This is a genomic window from Actinomadura sp. WMMB 499 (assembly GCF_008824145.1).
In the GTDB taxonomy this organism is placed as follows: Bacteria; Actinomycetota; Actinomycetes; order Streptosporangiales; family Streptosporangiaceae; genus Spirillospora.
Genome location: NZ_CP044407.1, coordinates 3,513,545 through 3,529,604, shown reverse-complemented (window position 1 = coordinate 3,529,604; position 16,060 = coordinate 3,513,545). Strand labels below are relative to the sequence as shown.

Here is a 16,060-nt window from a genome sequence, read left to right as displayed (position 1 = left end):
TCTGGACCGCCCCTACCGACACCGACCCGGCGGGAAGGGATGGCTTTTCCCTAACCCCGTGTTTGCCCGTTCCTGTCGTGAAGATGATCACGGCATGTGACGAATTCGGCCACTTCTCGCGTAACGCCTGGAGGGACGCATGACGACGACCGATCAGAACCGGGTTCACGACGGCACCGCGAACGACGGCACCGCGAACGGGGCGCCCGGCGGTGGCCCGGCGGGGGAGCAGCCGTCCGTCCAGATGATCCGGATGCTCGGCGGCTTCCAGATATCGCAGGCCCTGTATGTGATCGCCAAGTGCGACATCGCCTCCCTGCTCGACGACGGCCCCGGGGAGATCGACGATCTCGCGGCGAGGTCCGGCGTGTGGCCGGACCTGCTGCGCCGACTCGTCCGCAGCCTCGCCCCGCTCGGCGTCTTCCACCAGCCGGACGAGAACACGGTGGAGACCACGCCTCTCGGGGCCACGCTGTCCACCCGGCATCCGGATTCGGTCCGCGACATCGCCCTGTACTACATGGAGACCCACTACCTGCCCTTCAGTGAACTCCTGCACACCGCCCGCACCGGTGAGGTCGCCGCCCAGCGCTACTTCGGGCGGCCGTTCTTCGAGTGGGTCGTCGCCGACCCGGACGTCGCCGAGCTGCAGAGCCGGGCGATGGCCGGGTTCACCGGGGGGCTGCGCGGGCGGATGTTCGAGGGCTACCGGCTCCCCGGGGGCGACGTCGTCGCCGACATCGGCGGTGCCGACGGCACCATCCTGGCGCGCCTGCTGGCCGACGATCCGGGGCGCCGGGGCATCCTGTTCGACCTGCCCGAGATCGTCCCGGACGGGCGCCGGAAGATCGACGAACTCGGCATGGCCGACCGCATCGAGATCGTCCCCGGCGACTTCTTCGAAGCGGTGCCGGAGGCCGACGTCTACGTGATGGCCGCGGTCCTGCACGACTGGGACGACGCCTCCTGCGTGCGCATCCTGCAGTCCGTCACGAGGGCCGCGGCGCCCGGTGCCCGGCTCGTCGTGATCGAGGGCGTGGTGCCGTCCGGCGACGTACCGCACCCCACCAAGCTGATCGACCTGACCATGCTCGCCCTCACCGGCGGCAAGGAGCGCAGCGCCGCCGAGTACGCCGACCTGTTCGCCGCGGCCGGGTTCACCCTCGACCGGATCGTCCCCACGCCGCAGTACTCCTTCATCGAGGCGAGCCTGGACTGACCTCCCGCCCGCCCGGCGTCCCGCCGCGGACGCCCCACGCCGCCACCCGAGGAGAGGCCCAGATGCGAAAGCCCGCCGCCCCGCCCGTTCTCGCCGCCGCCGCACTGGTCGTCACGTTGCTTCCGGCGGGAGCGGCGGCGGCGCCACCGGAGGCGCCGGCGGCGCCACCGGGCGGCGGCCCGGACTGGGGGGCGTGCCCGAGCGGCGTCGCCGCGCCGGGGCTGGAGTGCGCCACGCTCGACGTCCCGCTCGACTACCGGGATCCGGACGGGCGGACCATCGAGATCGCGATCTCCCGGCTCGCGAGCACCGATCCCGGGCGGCGCCGCGGCGTCCTGCTCACCAACAGCGGCGGGCCCGGCGGGCAGGGGCTGGGTTTCCCGGCCGCCCTGCGGGACCTGGGGATTCCGGAGCGCGTGCTGGAGACCTACGACGTGATCGGCGTCGATCCGCGCGGCGTCGGGCACAGCACGCCGGTGACGTGCGACCTGACCCGGGCGGAGCAGCCCAGCAACATCCCGAGGTTCGCGCGGAACGACGCCGACGTCGCCGCCGAGGCGAAGCGGGTGGCGGCCGTCGCCGCGAAGTGCGGGTCGTCGCGGACGGCGCCGCTGCTCCCGCACATCACCACCGCGAACACCGCACGCGACCTGGACCGGGTCCGCGCCGCGCTGGGCGAGCCGAAGGCGTCCTACCTCGGCATCTCCTACGGCACCTACCTCGGCGCGGTCTACGCGACGATGTTCCCGCACCGCACCGACCGCTTCCTGCTCGACAGCGCGGCGGGCCCCGGCGGCTGGGACGTCTCGTTCTCCCGCATGTTCGGCCGGGGCTTCGCCGACCGGTTCCCGGACTTCGCGGAGTTCGCCGCCGCGCACCACGAGAAGTACAGGCGAGCCAGTTGCACGTGATCTGCAATGACTCGGACTGGCCGGAGCAGGTCGAGACCTACCGGCGCAACGTCGCCGCCGACCGGTCCCGCTTCCCGATGTTCGGAGCCGCCGGGGCGAACATCACGCCGTGCGCGTTCTGGCCGTCCGAGCCGTACGAGCCCCGCGTGGAGATCACCGATCGCGGTCCCTCGAACGTCCTGATCGTGCAGAACCGCCGGGACCCGGCGACACCGCTGGCCGGGGCGCGGATGCTGCGCGGCGCGCTCGGCGACCGGGCCCGGATGGTGACCGCCGACCAGGGCGGGCACCTCGCGTACCTGTACCTGGACGACCGCTGCCTCAACGGCATCGCGACGAAGTTCCTGACCACCGGAGCGCGCCCGCCGCAGGATGTCGCCTGCACGTGAGCATCGCGACCGGACGGGTCAGTCCCCGTGCCGTCCGGCTTCGAGTTCGGCTTCGAGTTCGGTCGCGAGCGCTGCTCGCTCGGCCTGGTGGCGGGCGAGCAGCGCGGCGCTGTAATCGGTCCACGCGGCGTCCTGCTCCGCGGTCATCGGGGCATCGTCGACCTCGAATTCGATGTCCGGATGGATATCGGTGAACTTCGCGAAAAGCGCGCCCATCTCGATGCTGTGCCGCCGATTGAGCGCAATGCGCCGTGGGTCCATCGCCGCCCTCCGGTGGAAAGGGCGAACAGCGTACCGCCTCAGGACGCGTCGGTGACGCGGAGCGCGATCACGGCGATGTCGTCGGTGCCGGTGGTGGGGAGGCCGTCCAGGAGGGTGTCGCAGAAGGTGTCCAGGGGGTCGCGCGCGAGTGCGGACGCCCGCTCGCGGAGCCGTTCGAGGCCGATGTCCAGGTGCTCGCCCGGCCGTTCGACCAGGCCGTCGGTGTACAGCAGCAGGGTGGCGCCGGGAGGCAGGGCCTCGGTCGCGCTGCCGTAGGGCTCGTCGAAGGGGTAGCCGAGCAGGGGGTTGGCGGCGTCCTCCAGCAGCCGGGCGCCGCCGTCGGCGGTGACCAGCAGCGGTGGCGGGTGGCCCGCGCTGGCGTAGTCGAGCCGCCGGCGGCCCGGCCCCGTCGTGACGCGCCCGAGGACGGCCGTGGCGGTGGAGTCCGGGACCAGCGTCTGCATCGCCATGTTGAGCCGGCGCAGGGTCTCGCCGGGCGGGCCCGCGCGGTCGACGGTCAGGCCGCGCAGCATGTTCCGGAGCTGGCTCATTCCGACCGCGGCGGCGAGGTCGTGGCCCGTGACGTCCCCGATGGCCAGGACGGTCGCGCCGTCCGGCAGCACGAAGCAGTCGTACCAGTCGCCGCCCACCTCGGCGGCCGCCGGGCTCGGCCGGTACCGGGCCACGGCCGCCATGCCGGTGAGGCGGGGCGGGTCGGGGAGCAGGCCGTCCTGGAGCGCGAGGGCCACCTGCTGGGTCCGGTGGGCCTGGACGGCGTTGCTCAGCGCGTCGTGGGTGCGGTCGAACATCTGCCGCATGAGGTCGACGTCCTCGGGGGTCATGGGCGCGCGGTCGCCGCAGCGGGCGGCGGTGACCGCCGCCGCCACGGCGCCGTTCACGACGACCGGCATCAGCACGACGCTGTTGGCGCGGGCCGTGGCCAGCCAGGACGTCGTGCTCTCCGGGAACACTCCGGCCGGGGGCTCGCCGGGCGGGAACGTGCGGTGCAGCGGGCGGCGCCGCTCCACCGCGCGGGTGAACGCGCTGTCGGCGGCGAACCGCTCGTAGCCGAGCGGCGGCTGGCGCGGCATGCCGTCCTGCGCGGCGGTGGCGATGCGCTGGGCGACGACGGTGGCGCCCGCCGGACGGTCGCCGAAGTTCGGCAGCAGGTGCACGCCGCAGCCGTCCGCGAGGACCGGGACGAGCACGTCGGCGAGCGCGCCGAACATCTCCGGCAGCCCGGAGCTCTCCGCGATCGCGGCGGCGGCGCGGTCGATCAGGTCCCGGCGCCGCTCCTCCCGCCACTGCTGCTCGATGTCGACGCAGGCGCCGATCCACTCGGTCAGGACGCCGTTCTGGTAGACCGGCGCGGTGCGGACCTCGAAGTGCCGGTACTCGCCGTCGACGGTCCGCAGCCGGTACACGTACCGCCAGGGGCGCTCCTCCCGGCGCGCCTGGTCCCGAGACCGCTTCGCCTCGTCGCGGTCGTCGGGATGCAGGGCCCGCAGCCAGCCGTTGCCGCGGAACTCCTCCCAGGTCTGCCCGGTCAGCTTCTCCCAGCCGGGGCTCGGCTCGATGACCCCGCCGCCCGGCCCCGTCACCCACATGATCGGCGCGCTCGTCCCGGCGACCCGGACGAGGCTCTCCAGCCTGCGCCGGAACCGCTGCTGCTCCTCGGCCGAGCGGACCGCCCGCCGGGTGGCCGCGACCTGCTCGGTGACGTCCACCGCGATCACCAGGACCCCGGGCGGGTCCTCGCGGAACCGGGAGAGGCTGAAGGTGAAGAACCGCTCCGCGCGGCCGGTGCCGATCCCGCCGAGCCGCATCCGCGCCTCGGTGACGGTGACGGCCTCGCCGGTGTCCAGGACGCGGTCGAACAGGTCCGGGCGGTCCGTGCGGGCCGCTCCGCCGAACGCCTCCTGGATCGGCCGTCCGAGCGGATGGTCGCCGAAGTACGCCCGGTAGGCGGCGTTGGTGTAGGCCAGGCGGTGCCGCGGCCCGGTGGTCAGGGCGATCGCGACCGGCGCCGGGTCGAACGCCCCCGGCGCGAGCCCGCCGATCCCCTCTCCGCAGGCGCCCATCGCAACACCCCCGGTCGGCCGCCGCATCCCGCATCGACCAGGCATACCCGGCACTCCCGGAGAGGAACGTGCCCCCGCGCGCGGCGGAGCCTCAGCCCAGGGCGCGCCGGGCGACCGTGCCGAAGTGCAGCTCGTCGGGGCCGTCGAGGAGGCGGGCGGCCCGGCCGGCGCGCAGCAGGGCGGGCAGCGCGGTGTCGGGGCCGAGCCCTTCCGCGCCGTACACCTGGACGGCCGCGTCGGTGACCTCGTGCAGCGTGCGGGCGGCGGCGACCTTGGCCAGCGCGGTCTCGGTGCGCGCGTCCCGCCCGGCCTCGACCCTGCCGACGGCCTCGAAGACCAGCGGACGGGTCGTGCGCAGCGACAGCAGGGACTCGAAGAGGTGCCGCTGCACGTGCTGGAGATCGCCGAGGCGGCCGGCGGCGGTCCGGCGCGCGCGGGCGCGGTCGCACATGAGGTCGTAGGCGCGCTGGGCCTGCCCGAGCCAGCGCAGGCAGCGCAGCAGGCGGCCCAGCCGGACGCGGTCGCCGGCGACGCGCAGGCCGCGGCCCGGCTCGCCGAGGACGTGGTCGCCGGGGACGGTGACGCCGTGCAGCGCGATCTCCCACTGCCCGCCGGCGCCGAGCACCGGGAGCTCCCGGACGATCTCGAACCCGTCCGCGCCCGTGGGGACGAGCAGGACCGACAGGCCGTCGCGCTCGCCGGACGCCCCGGAGGTGCGGGCGAGCACGGCGGCGAGACCGGCGTGCCCGGCGCCGGTGACGAACCATTTACGGCCGGTGACGAGCCAGGTTCCGTCGGGACGGCGCGTCGCGGTCGTGGTCACCAGGGTGGGGTCGGAGCCGGGCACGTCCGGTTCGGTCATCGCGTTGCACATGGCGAGTTCGCCGGACGCCAGGCGGGCGGCGTAGCGGTCGCGGACGGCGGGCGCGGCGTGCCGGGCGAGGGTGTTCACGTCGAGCAGCGAGGCCGAGCCGAGCAGGGACGGGCCGTGGTCGCTGCTCCCCTCGACCTCGGCGATGTGCGCGTAGTCGCCCAGGCCGAGGGCGCCGCCGCCCAGCTCGTCCGGCAGGGGCAGGCCCCAGAGCCCGGCGGCCTTCGCCTTCCGCCGGATGTCCGCGCCGCGGGCGGTGTCGCCGCCGTCGAGGTCGTCCTCCCACGGCAGGACGTGCTCGCGCAGGAACCCGCGGACCCGTTCCCGCAGGGGGAGCAGGTGCGGCGGGCACTCGGGGCGGCCGTGCGGACCGGCGATGCTCTCATCCATGACATCTCCGTACATTCCGGGAACTGGTGGCGGATCGGTGGCGACTCCTGCTGTGACCGGTCGCGCGAACGCGCGGCGGAGTTCCCGGTACGGAGGGAGAGCCGATGGCCCATCCAGCCACGGCGGCGGCGCGTGCGGAGCACGAGGATCTCGGGCTCCACGTCACCGGACCGCCCGCCATCACCGAAGGTGCCGTCCGGCACCTGCGACTGCTCGGCGCGGCCGACCTGCTCGACCGGCGGGCGCGGCCGCTGACGGCCGCCGCGCACTGGGCGGCGGGGGTCGCGGACACGGAGGTGACCGACGAGGCGACCGCGCAGGCGGCCACGGGCGTCATGCACGTGCACGGGCGCCGGGACGGCGCGCCGCGCGGCCCGGCCGCCGACTACCTGACGACCGCGGCCGCGGTGATCACCGCGCAGGCCATACTCGCGGCCTCGCTGGGACGCGCCCGCGGCATGACCGTCGACCAGGTCGCCACGGGTGCCGACCTGGCGGGACTAGTCGCGGTCGGGCAGTACCTGGCGGCCGGGACGGCCGAGGAGCCCGAGGCGGTCCCGCTCACCCCCGGCGGGCCGCCGTTCGTGACGTCCGACGGTGTGCGGTTCGAGGTGGAGACGCTGGACGCCGGGGTCTGGGCGGCGTTCTGGGCCGGGCTCGGCGTTCCCGAGCGGGTCGCCGGGGCGGGGTGGCGCTCGTTCCAGTTCCGCTACGCGACCGCCTGCTCCCCGGTGCCCGCCGAACTGCACGCGGCGGCGCGCGCCGCCGCGTGGAAAGAGGTGCTGCGTGTCGGCGGCGCGGCGGGAGCCTCGCTGTGCGCGCTCCGGTCGCTGCGGGACCGGCTGGACGAGCCCGTGCCGGACGCCCCCTGGACGCTCGCCTCGCTCGGCGCGGCGGCCCCGGTCCCGGTCCCGGACGGCGGTGCCGCGCCCGCCCGGCCGCTCGAGGGGATGGTGGTGCTGGAGGCGGGCCGCCGCATCCAGGCTCCGCTGGCCGCGTGCGCGCTGGGCTGGCTGGGCGCCGAAGTGGTCCGCATCGAGCCGCCGGGCGGTGATCCGCTGCGCGGGATGCCCCCGGTCTGCGGCGGCGTGTCGGCGCGCTGGCTGGCGCTCAACCGGGGCAAGCGCGCGGTGGAGATCGACATCAAGACCGCCGCCGGACGGGCGGAGCTGTACGAGCTCGCGGCCGGCGCGGACGCGTTCGTCCACAACTGGGCGCCCGGAGCCGCCGAGCGCCTGGAGCTGGACGACGCGCACCTCCGGCGGGCCAACCCCGGGCTCGTGTACGCCTACACCAGCGGGTGGGCGGGCCGCCTCGACGACGCCCCGCTGGGGACCGACTTCATGGTGCAGGCCCGTACCGGCGTCGCGGAGGCCGTCCGCGCCCGGGACGAGGACACCGCGCCGTCCCTGATGACGCTGCTGGACGTGCTCGGCGGCCTGATGGGCGCGGAGGCCGTGCTGGCCGCCCTGCTCCGGCGGCACCGCACGGGACGGGGCGTCCGCGTCGACTCCTCCCTGCTGGGCGCCGCCGAGGAGCTGACGCGGCCCGCGCTGGCACGGGTGAGGGCGGGCGGACCGGCGCGCGCGCCCGAGGCGTTCCGGCGCCCGATCCCCGCCGGGGACGGCTGGGTGGCCGTCCACGACGCGGACGCGGACGCGGCGGGGCCGCTGTCGGCCCAGGTGGCCGGCATGGACACGCAGGAGGCGCTCGAGCTCCTCCGCGGCAAGGGCATGCGGTGCACGGCCGTGACAACGGCCCTGGACCGGCTGCCCGACGACGACCGGTTCGCCGGTCTGCTGACCCGAGACGTGCACGGCGCGATGGCCGTTCCCGTTCCCTGGAGGCTCGCATGACCGCACAGCCGACCGCACAGCCGACCGCACAGCCGACCGCCCGCCCGGCCGCACAGCCGATCGACCTCGTGCCCGCCCGGTTGCGGCGCGCGTGGGCGGCCGAGGGCATCTATCCCGATCTCGACCTGTACGCGCAGTTCCGTGCGCACCGCAACGCGGCGCCCGAGCGCCCCGCGGTCATCGACGCGGCGGGCGTCCTCGACTACGCGGGCCTGGACCGGCTCGTCCGCTCCGTCGCCGCCGGGCTGCGCGATCTCGGCGTCGGCGCGGGCGACGTCGTGGCCGTCCAGCTGCCCAACGGGCGGGACGCGGTGGCGGCCGAGTTCGCGGTGGCGGCGCTCGGCGCGGTGGCGCTCCCGTTCCCCGTCGGCCGGGGGGCGGGCGAGGCCGCGGCGCTGCTGGCCGGGGCCCGCGCGCGGGCGGTGATCACCGTCACCGCGCACGGGGACTCGGCACCGGCGGCCGACCTGCTGGAGGCCGCCGCCGCCGGGCTGCCGGACCTGCGCACGGTGATCGCCGCCGGCACCGGCGAGCCGTCCGGGGCGGTGGCCTGGAAGGAGCTGGCCGAGGCGGACGGCTCCGGGTTCGTCCCCGCGCGGCCCGACCCCGACCAGGTCGCCCGGATCCTGGTGTCGTCGGGATCGGAGGCCGCCCCCAAGATGGTGGCCTACTCCCACAACGCGCTGTCCGGCGGCCGGGGCAACTTCATCGGCTCGCTCCTCACCGACCGCGAGCCGCCGCGCAGCCTGTTCCTGGTGCCGCTGGGGTCGGCGTTCGGCAGCAACGCGACACCGGCCACGATGGCCAGGCACGGGGGCTGCCTGGTGCTGCTGGAGCGGTTCTCGCCGGTCGCCGCCCTGGAGGCGATCGCCCGGCACCGGCCCACGCACATCGTGGCGGTTCCCGCGATGGTCCGCATGATGCTCGACAAGGCACCCGCCGGGGACCGGACGGACGGCGCCCCGGCGCCGGCCGCGCTGCTGCTGGGCGGCTCGGAACTGGACGCCGGAACGGCCGCCGAGGCGGAGGCCGTCTTCGGATGCCCGGTCGTCAACGTGTACGGATCGGCCGACGGGGTCAACTGCCACAGCGGCCTGCCCCCGCTGGCCGACGAGGGCGGCGGGCCGGGCGTGGCGATCGGGCGCTGCGACCCGAGGGTGACCGACATCCGGATCGATCCGCTGCCCGGCGACCCCGGCGAGGGGCACGCGGGAGCGGACGGGACCTCGGGGACCGTCGTCCCGGGCGCCGGGGAGATCGTCGCCAGGGGCCCGATGACGCCGATGTCCTACGTCGGGGCGCCCGCGCTCAACGAGCGGTACCGGACGCCGGACGGCTGGGTCCGTACCGGCGACCTGGGCGTCATGGACGCGACCGGGACGCTGCGCCTGGTGGGGCGGCTGAAGCACATCGTCATCCGCGGCGGCCTCAACATCAGCCTGGCGGCGGTCGAGCAGGCCGTGGCCGCGCATCCGGGCGTGCGCGACACCGTCTGCGTCGGCGTCCCGGATCCGGTGCTGGGCGAGCGGGTGGCGGCCTGCGTGGTGCCGCGCCCCGGGCACCGCCTCGACCTGGAGTCCCTGTGCTCGTTCCTGACCGGGGCCGGGCTGGAGAAGGCCGCCCACCCCGAGCACCTGCTGGTGGTGGAGCGGATGCCGCTCACGCCCGCGGGCAAGCCCGACCGGGCGGCCCTGCGATCGCGGATACGGACGTGACGCGGCCCCCGTGCCCCGGCCCGCGCGCGGCGGGCCGGGGCACGGGGCCCTGGTGAGGGCGGACCGGATCAGGACGGCCGCAGCGCCCGGGCCAGCTCGGTACGCGCCCGCGCGACGCGCGACCGGACCGTGCCGATCGGGCACCCCAGCGCCTCGGCGGCCTCGGCGTAGGAGAGGCCGACGATCTGGGTCAGCAGGAGCGCCTCCCGGCGTTCGGTGGGCAGCTCGTCCAGCATCGTCTTCAGCAGGGTGAGATCCTCCGGTCCGGTGGACGCGGTCCGGCGCGCGCGTTCGGCCGCCCGTTCCCAGTCGTCGGTACCGGCGACGACGGGTCTGCGGAGGGAGGCGCGGTGGCGGTCGATCACGACCCTGCGCGCGATGGACAGCAGCCACGTCCGGGCCGAGGACCGGCCGGCGAACGCCGGCAGGCTGCGCATCGCCCGCAGGAAGGTCTCCTGGGTCAGGTCCTCCGCGCTCTGCGGGTCGGAGAGGTAGCCGGTGAAGCGCAGGACGTCGGCGTAGCAGGCGCGGGTGAAGGCGTCGAAGTCCGCGGGCGTTCCGTTGCGGGCGGACAGTGCGAGAAGGGTGAGTCGCTGGTCGTCGATGGTACGGGTCATCGGGATTCTCCCTGGGAGTGTCGGACGAACGGCGCTGGGTGGCTGGTCGCGCGTCGCGTAAGCCCGGCGTCCCGGCGGCGGCGCGCGCGCTCCGCCCGGGAACCGGGGCGGCCGGACGGACGACTGGCTTGGGCGCGGCGGACGTCCCGTCCGCGGAGGGAGAGGGCGATGGAAGTGCGGCGGAACACCGGGCGACCGGGCGAGGCGGCGGAACCGGACGGGTCCGGCGACCCGGCGAAGCCCGCCGGGACCGGGGCCGGGTCCGGGGCCGGGACGGTCACGACGGTGCTGCTCACGGCCGCGATGGGCGTGTCGATGCTGCAGCTGTTCCTGATCGGTGCGCTGGGGCCCCGCCTGGTCGAGGACGGCGGGTTCTCGCGGGGCGTCCTCGGGCTGACCACGAGCGCCGGGTTCGGCGTGGCGTGCGCGCTCTCCCTCACCGCGGGCTCCTGGGTGGACCGCATCGGGCCGCGCCGGTCCCTGGTCGCCCTGCTGGTGATCGCCGCGGGCGCGCTGGCGCTCATCGGCTCGGCCACCGGCACGGCCATGCTGCTGGCGGCGGTCGCGCTCGGGGGGCTGCCGCAGGCGCTGGCCAACCCCGCCACCAACAAAGTGATCATCGCCGCGGTCGCGCCCGCCCGGCGCGGGGCGGTCACCGGCTGGAAGCAGTCCGGGGTGCAGCTCGGCGCCTTCGCCGCCGGGCTCCCGTTCGCGGTGCTCGCCGGCTGGCTGGGGTGGCGCGGCGCCGTGTGGGGGGCGGCCGGGTGCGCCCTGCTGATCGCGGTCTTCGCCGCGGTCCTGCTGCCCCGCGACCCGTCCCGCAGGGCCGCGCCGGGCGCGGCGGGGGCGCCGCCGCCACGCGTCCGGGTCGGCCGGCTGGCCGCCTACCAGCTCGCCCTCGGGTGCGGGATCGCGTCGGTCAACACCTACCTCGCCCTGTACGGGGCGCAGCGGCTCGAGCTGGGCGCGGTGGTCGCGGCCTGGCTGGTCGCCGTCCTCGGCGTGACCGGCATCGCCGGCCGGGTCGGCTGGTCCAGGAGGGCCGGAAGCCTGCCGCGTCCGGTGGTCCTGCTGGCTCCGCTGGCGGCGGGCGCCTGCGCGGCGGCCCTCGTGCTCGGGGCGTCGGCCTGGGCCTCCCCGCTGGTGTGGCTCGGCGCCGCCGCCGTCGGTGCGTTCGCCGCCGCCGGCAACGCCGTCTCCATGGTCGCGGTGGTCAGGAGCGCCGACGCCCGCGTGGCCGGACGGGCCTCGGCGCTGGTGGCGGCCGGGTTCTTCGGCGGCTTCGCGCTGGGGCCGCCGCTGTTCGGCGTCCTCGTCGCGCGGGCGGGCTACGGCCCGGCCTGGCTGCTGGTCGCGGCGGAGTTCGCCGCCGCCGCGCTGATCGGGGTACTGATCGCCGCCCCCGGGCGGGGGCGGCGATGAGGTGGGCCGAGCAGACCCTGGAGTCGCTGCTGGACCGGGTGGCGGGCGCGGAGCGAGATCTCGGGACACGCTGGCCGTTGTATGCGGACCCGATCTCGGGAGCCTGGAGTACCACTGCCAGAGGCTCATGGACCGGCGGTTTCTGGGCCGGGCTGCTGTGGTTGCGCGCCGCCGCGACCGGCGCGCCGTCCGACCGTGCCGCCGCGTCCCGCCGCACCGGGATGCTGCGCCCGTGGATCGGGGCCGACACGGCGACGCGCGGGCTCATCTTCTGGTACGGCACCTGCTTCGGCGACGGGGACGCCGCGGCGCTGCGGGCCGAGGCCGCGGACGCCTGCCTGGCGGCCCACGACCCCGGCCTCGGCGTACTGCCGTGGGGCGAGGCGTTCGGCGGCCCCAGGGAGCTGGCACGGGTGGACGGCCTGCCCGGCCTTCCCCGCCTTCTGCTCTCGACCGGCGCCGAAGGGGACCGGGCCGCCCGCGCGCACCTCGACGTCCAGGTGGGCCTCACCGCCGCGACGCCCGACCTGGTCCCGGCCTGGCGGCATGAGGCCGGGCGGTGGACCGCCCATCCCGCGCCGCCCGCGGGCTGGAGCCGGACGGTCGGCTGGCTGCTGCTCGCGGTCGCGGAGGGCTCGCCCGCCCAGATCCGGCGCTGCCTGGACCACCCCGTGGTGGCCGCCCGGCTCGCCGCCGGCGCGGATCCGGTGCCGCCCGCCGGGCCGCCCGTCCAGGACGCGTCCGGGACGGGCGCGCCGGTGCCGCCGGACACCTCCGCCGCGGCGATCGAGGCCGTCGCGGCGCTGAAACTCGCGGAACGGGTCGGCGGCGACGAGGGCGGCAGGCTCCGCGAGCGTGGCGTCGCCGTGCTGCGCGCGCTCGCCGGACGGTACGTCCGGCACGGGCGCCTGATCGGGGGCTGCTACGAACTGGAACGCGGGATCGCCACGGGGCATGAGCTTGTCTGGGGTGATTTCTTCCTGGCGGTGGGGCTTGCCGTGCTGTGCGGGTCGGTGGCGGTCGCCGACTTCTGAGCGGCGTTTCCGGGCATGCCGAGGAGACCGGGCGGCGCGACGCCGCTCGGCTCGGCGCTCGGATCATCGGCGGGAGGGGCCTCGAGCAGGGGCCCGTGCGGGACCGGTGCCCGGCCCGGCCCCAGGCACCATGACGGGCCGGGCCGGACACCGGAGTCAGGTCAGGGACGGGCGGAAGCGGTGCCCGCCCCCTCCGCCGCGATCACCCGTCCAGCGCCGTGGTGAGCGCGCGGACGGTGGAGCGGTAGACCGACAGCAGGTCCATGTTCTGGTCGGGGAAGTTGACGACGGTGACCCGCTCGGCCTCGATGGACGACAGCGCGTCGGCACCGGGCATCGCGGAGTTGTCCAGCACGAGGCCCGGCTTCTTCCCGGCCAGCTCGGCGACCCGGGAGGCGGTCGGCGGCTGCGGGCCGTACGTGCCGACCGGCCGGGCACCGAGCATCTCCGCCGCCCAGGTGACGAACGCCTGCGCGACGACCGGGGGTTCACCGGCCTGCCGGTACGCGGCGGCGGCCTTGCGACTCTCGGCGGCGTACACGGTGTCGAAGGAGGTCAGCCACGTGCGTGCCGCCGCCGCGGTGCCGAACTCCCCGCCGAGCCGCGTCACCTCGGACTCGACGGCGGCCGGGCCGTTGTCGAGCTCGAGCTCGATCAGCTCGGCCCCGGACCCGGCGGCGGACCTCAGCTTCGGCGCGAACCCCTCGAAGGCCGCGTACAGCACGAAGTCGGCGCCCGCGACCTTGGCGATGTCGGACGGCTTGGGGTCGTAGTCCGGCGGGTGCGTGATGCCCGGCGGCACGATGACGGTCACGTCGCGGGCTCCGGCGGCGCGGGCGAACGCGGCCTCCCAGGTGGAGGCCGCGACGACCTTGGGGCCGCCCGCGCCGCCGCCGTCCGCCGGATCGGCCTCGGCTCCCGACGAGCCGCAGGCGGAGAGGGCGGTGGCCAGCGCGAGGGCGGCGGCGAGCCGCCCGAGGCCGCGGGCGCGTCCGGAAGCCGTGCTCGGAGGGGTCATGATCGGGTTCCCGCTTTCGGTACGAGGTGGATCAGCAAGGTCAGTGCGCCGCCGAACAGGACGAGGACGGGCCCCGGCGGCAGATCGAAGAGCAGGGCGAGCGCGAACCCGCCCAGGTTGAAGGCGACCCCCAGGCCGATCGCCCACGCGGCCATCGACGTCAGGGAGCGCCCGAGCCGCCGGGCGGCCAGCGCGGGCAGCAGGGTGAGGGCGTCCACCAGCAGCGCGCCGGTCAGCCGGATCGCCCCGGCGATGGCGACCGCGATCACCATCAGCAGGACGACCGTCAGCGGACCGACCGGGACGCCGGAGCACACCGCGAGTTCCCGGTCGTGCAGCAGCAGGGCCAGGTCGCGGCGCCGCGCCCAGAACAGCGCGGGCACCGCGACGGCCAGGACGCCGAGCACCGCCACATCGCCGGGACGCGTCGCCAGGATCGAGCCCCACAGCAGCTCGAACGCGCCGTTGGCGTTCACGCCCGACATCGACAGCACCAGCAGCGCCGCGGCGATCGCCAGCGTCATCAGCAGGCCCATCGCCCCCGACAGCCCGGCCGGGGCCCGCGCCAGCGGGGCCAGCGCCCCGCCGGTGAGCGCGCACAGCACCAGCGCGCACACCAGCGGGTCCAGCCCCGCGAGCATCCCGAGGGCGCTGCCCAGCAGCGCGACGTGCATCATCGCGAACCGCACCGGCCAGATGTCCAGGCCGATGATGAACACGCCGACGACCGGCAGGGCGACGCTGCCCAGCAGCAGCGCCGCGACCGCCAGCCGCACGGAGGGCAGGCCCAGCAGGGCCTGCACCTCTGCGAGCGAGTTCACCGCAGCTCTCGCAGCCGTCCGGCCGCCATCTCGGTGACCCGGTCGCACGCCCGCACCACGGCGCGGTCGTGCGTGGCGACCACCACGGTGACGGGCGAGGCCGCCAGCAGTTCGGCCACCTGCTCCTGCCCGGCGAAGTCGAGCGCGGCGGTGGGCTCGTCGGCCAGCAGCACCCCGGCCCCCGCGCCCAGCTGCCCCAGCGCGCGGGCCAGGTAGGCGCGCTGCAACTGCCCGCCCGACAGGCTCGACAGCGGCCGCTCCAGCAGCCCGCCCAGCCCGAGGTCCGCGGCGGCGCGGCGGGCCGCGGCACCGTCCCCGCCACTGGCCAGCAGCTCGCCGACCAGCAGCGGGAACCGGCCCGCCGCGCGCTGCTGCGGGATCCACGCGACCTGGCGGCGCCGCACGGCCCACTCGGCGGCCCGGCGCGCGACACGGCCGCCGACCTCGATGTCACCGCTCACGTCGCGGTGCAGCCCGAGGACGGCGCGCAGCAGCGTGCTCTTGCCGGACCCGTTGGTCCCGGTGAGAGCGACGTGCTCGCCCGGTTCGACGCGCAGGTCGACGCCGTCGACCGCGCGCGACCGGCCGTACCGGCAGCAGACCGAGTGGAGCCGCAGGGCCGGCGCGCCCGGCGACTCCCCCTTCACGTGGGGCGGGGGACGCGACCGGACGGTTCGGCGCGCTCGCGCGAGCGGGCGCGGGGAGGTGAAGTGCTCATCGTCGGACTCCTCAGGGAAGGCGTGAAGGACGTCCGGGCGGCGCGGCGGAAGGAACCGCGGCGGCCCGGCGGCATGCTCCGCCCCGGGAGCGCGCGATCAGAAGTGCGGGGAAACGCCGATCACGCGGCCGTACCCGGGACGCTCCACGTCCCGGGAGGCCCGCGCCGCGCCATGGCGTACCGCAGCACGGTCCGGACGGGCGCGCGCTCACCGGCGCGCGCGAACGCCTTCGGCCGCGGCGGTCCGCCGGTGCGGCCGGTCGTGCCGAGGACCAGGAACAGCAGCGCCGGGCGCAGCGCCCAGCCGACCAGGAGCCGGACCAGGGCGCACAGCCGCGCCTCGCCCCACTCCAGCCAGGCCGAGGTGACCAGCACGCTCACCGCGTGGGTCAGCAGCATCCCCAGCCCGGGGGATCCGCCGTGGTGCATGCCCGCCGCGGCGTGCCCGGCGACGTCCGGTGCGGGGGAGGCCGCCGCGTGCGGCCCGGCGGCCGCCATCAGCAGCACGTGCAGGACGACCTGCGACACCGCGGTGGCGGGCAGGATCGAGGCCAGCGAGCGTTCCCGGCCGGTCAGCGCCAGCGCGGGCACGAGGATGATCAGGAAGCCCGCGAACGTCGCGGGACCGTCCGCCGAGCCGCCGCCGGCGACGTGCCCGAGCGCGGCGAGGCAGGCGCACGTGGCGGCGAAGCCCGCCGCGCGCACCCAGCGCACCAACGACCACGGACCCATGTCGC

15 protein-coding genes are annotated in these 16,060 nt (G+C 76.2%); 7 read left to right on the top strand and 8 right to left on the bottom strand.

The genetic code is table 11. The features are described 5' to 3' along the window. Positions 1 to 139: 139 nt before the first annotated feature. The 3 genes from F7P10_RS15310 to F7P10_RS43315 all read left to right on the top strand — a co-directional run bounded on the left by F7P10_RS15310 (position 140) and on the right by F7P10_RS43315 (position 2,519). On the top strand, positions 140 to 1,219 hold the full coding sequence (locus F7P10_RS15310) for a methyltransferase (RefSeq protein ID WP_151009961.1): 1,080 nt from the start codon (positions 140 to 142) through the stop codon (positions 1,217 to 1,219). 62 nt (positions 1,220 to 1,281) lie between these two features. Continuing rightward, positions 1,282 to 2,130, top strand: a complete 849-nt coding sequence (locus F7P10_RS15305; RefSeq protein WP_218040527.1) for an alpha/beta fold hydrolase — start codon at positions 1,282 to 1,284, stop codon at positions 2,128 to 2,130. Next, complete coding sequence (locus tag F7P10_RS43315) at positions 2,127 to 2,519, top strand: alpha/beta hydrolase (RefSeq protein ID WP_218040526.1); 393 nt, start codon at positions 2,127 to 2,129, stop codon at positions 2,517 to 2,519. The genes F7P10_RS15305 and F7P10_RS43315 overlap by 4 nt, the downstream gene beginning before the upstream one ends. 18 nt (positions 2,520 to 2,537) lie before the next feature. Here F7P10_RS43315 and F7P10_RS15300 read toward each other — a convergent pair whose 3' ends face one another. The 3 genes from F7P10_RS15300 to F7P10_RS15290 form a co-directional block, all read right to left on the bottom strand. Beyond that, the gene (locus tag F7P10_RS15300) at positions 2,538 to 2,780 is read right to left on the bottom strand and encodes a hypothetical protein (RefSeq protein ID WP_151009960.1); all 243 of its coding nucleotides are present in this window, start codon (positions 2,778 to 2,780) and stop codon (positions 2,538 to 2,540) included. A gap of 38 nt (positions 2,781 to 2,818) precedes the next feature. Further along, entirely contained in the window at positions 2,819 to 4,861 is a 2,043-nt protein-coding gene (locus F7P10_RS15295; RefSeq protein WP_151009959.1) for a SpoIIE family protein phosphatase, read from the bottom strand. A gap of 91 nt (positions 4,862 to 4,952) precedes the next feature. Further along, positions 4,953 to 6,122: an acyl-CoA dehydrogenase family protein gene (locus F7P10_RS15290; protein ID WP_151009958.1), complete on the bottom strand. Its 1,170-nt coding sequence runs from the start codon at positions 6,120 to 6,122 to the stop codon at positions 4,953 to 4,955. 104 nt (positions 6,123 to 6,226) lie between these two features. Between F7P10_RS15290 and F7P10_RS15285 the strand changes: the two genes are divergently transcribed. Both F7P10_RS15285 and F7P10_RS15280 read left to right on the top strand, forming a co-directional pair. After that, positions 6,227 to 7,978, top strand: coding sequence for a CoA transferase (locus F7P10_RS15285; protein ID WP_151009957.1), 1,752 nt, complete (start codon positions 6,227 to 6,229; stop codon positions 7,976 to 7,978). After that, on the top strand, positions 7,975 to 9,693 hold the full coding sequence (locus F7P10_RS15280; RefSeq protein ID WP_151009956.1) for an AMP-binding protein: 1,719 nt from the start codon (positions 7,975 to 7,977) through the stop codon (positions 9,691 to 9,693). Before F7P10_RS15285 ends, F7P10_RS15280 begins: the two co-directional genes overlap by 4 nt. A gap of 68 nt (positions 9,694 to 9,761) precedes the next feature. Here the strand turns inward: F7P10_RS15280 and F7P10_RS15275 are convergent, their stop codons facing one another. Beyond that, on the bottom strand, positions 9,762 to 10,310 hold the full coding sequence (locus F7P10_RS15275) for a sigma-70 family RNA polymerase sigma factor (RefSeq protein ID WP_151009955.1): 549 nt from the start codon (positions 10,308 to 10,310) through the stop codon (positions 9,762 to 9,764). Positions 10,311 to 10,478: 168 nt separating this feature from the next. On the opposite strand from F7P10_RS15275, the gene F7P10_RS15270 reads away from it, so the two are divergent. Together F7P10_RS15270 and F7P10_RS15265 are read left to right on the top strand one after the other, a co-directional pair. After that, positions 10,479 to 11,732 (top strand): MFS transporter, encoded by a 1,254-nt coding sequence (locus F7P10_RS15270; protein ID WP_218040524.1) that lies wholly within the window; start codon positions 10,479 to 10,481, stop codon positions 11,730 to 11,732. Continuing rightward, positions 11,729 to 12,766 (top strand): sugar ABC transporter permease, encoded by a 1,038-nt coding sequence (locus F7P10_RS15265; RefSeq protein WP_151009954.1) that lies wholly within the window; start codon positions 11,729 to 11,731, stop codon positions 12,764 to 12,766. Before F7P10_RS15270 ends, F7P10_RS15265 begins: the two co-directional genes overlap by 4 nt. A 202-nt stretch (positions 12,767 to 12,968) precedes the next feature. Here the strand turns inward: F7P10_RS15265 and F7P10_RS15260 are convergent, their stop codons facing one another. The 4 genes from F7P10_RS15260 to F7P10_RS15245 form a co-directional block, all read right to left on the bottom strand. Further along, positions 12,969 to 13,784, bottom strand: coding sequence for a metal ABC transporter solute-binding protein, Zn/Mn family (locus F7P10_RS15260; RefSeq protein WP_218040523.1), 816 nt, complete (start codon positions 13,782 to 13,784; stop codon positions 12,969 to 12,971). Next, positions 13,781 to 14,605 carry a metal ABC transporter permease gene (locus tag F7P10_RS15255; RefSeq protein ID WP_151009953.1) on the bottom strand — a complete coding sequence of 275 codons (825 nt, stop codon included), beginning with the start codon at positions 14,603 to 14,605 and terminating at the stop codon, positions 13,781 to 13,783. The genes F7P10_RS15260 and F7P10_RS15255 overlap by 4 nt, the downstream gene beginning before the upstream one ends. After that, a complete protein-coding gene (locus F7P10_RS15250; protein WP_218040522.1) occupies positions 14,602 to 15,252 on the bottom strand; it encodes a metal ABC transporter ATP-binding protein in 651 nt (216 codons plus the stop codon). Before F7P10_RS15250 ends, F7P10_RS15255 begins: the two co-directional genes overlap by 4 nt. A 191-nt stretch (positions 15,253 to 15,443) precedes the next feature. Beyond that, the gene (locus tag F7P10_RS15245; RefSeq protein WP_151009952.1) at positions 15,444 to 16,055 is read right to left on the bottom strand and encodes a hypothetical protein; all 612 of its coding nucleotides are present in this window, start codon (positions 16,053 to 16,055) and stop codon (positions 15,444 to 15,446) included. Positions 16,056 to 16,060 lie beyond the last annotated feature (5 nt).

Excerpts from the sequence above, each read along its gene's own strand:
- F7P10_RS15310 (WP_151009961.1), top strand. The coding sequence starts at position 140 with ATGACGACGACCGATCAGAACCGGGTTCACGACGGCACCGCGAACGAC.
- F7P10_RS15305 (WP_218040527.1), top strand. The coding sequence starts at position 1,282 with ATGCGAAAGCCCGCCGCCCCGCCCGTTCTCGCCGCCGCCGCACTGGTC.
- F7P10_RS15300 (WP_151009960.1), bottom strand. The coding sequence starts at position 2,780 with ATGGACCCACGGCGCATTGCGCTCAATCGGCGGCACAGCATCGAGATG.
- F7P10_RS15295 (WP_151009959.1), bottom strand. The coding sequence starts at position 4,861 with ATGGGCGCCTGCGGAGAGGGGATCGGCGGGCTCGCGCCGGGGGCGTTC.
- F7P10_RS15290 (WP_151009958.1), bottom strand. The coding sequence starts at position 6,122 with ATGGATGAGAGCATCGCCGGTCCGCACGGCCGCCCCGAGTGCCCGCCG.
- F7P10_RS15285 (WP_151009957.1), top strand. The coding sequence starts at position 6,227 with ATGGCCCATCCAGCCACGGCGGCGGCGCGTGCGGAGCACGAGGATCTC.
- F7P10_RS15280 (WP_151009956.1), top strand. The coding sequence starts at position 7,975 with ATGACCGCACAGCCGACCGCACAGCCGACCGCACAGCCGACCGCCCGC.
- F7P10_RS15275 (WP_151009955.1), bottom strand. The coding sequence starts at position 10,310 with ATGACCCGTACCATCGACGACCAGCGACTCACCCTTCTCGCACTGTCC.
- F7P10_RS15270 (WP_218040524.1), top strand. The coding sequence starts at position 10,479 with ATGGAAGTGCGGCGGAACACCGGGCGACCGGGCGAGGCGGCGGAACCG.
- F7P10_RS15265 (WP_151009954.1), top strand. The coding sequence starts at position 11,729 with ATGAGGTGGGCCGAGCAGACCCTGGAGTCGCTGCTGGACCGGGTGGCG.
- F7P10_RS15260 (WP_218040523.1), bottom strand. The coding sequence starts at position 13,784 with ATGACCCCTCCGAGCACGGCTTCCGGACGCGCCCGCGGCCTCGGGCGG.
- F7P10_RS15245 (WP_151009952.1), bottom strand. The coding sequence starts at position 16,055 with ATGGGTCCGTGGTCGTTGGTGCGCTGGGTGCGCGCGGCGGGCTTCGCC.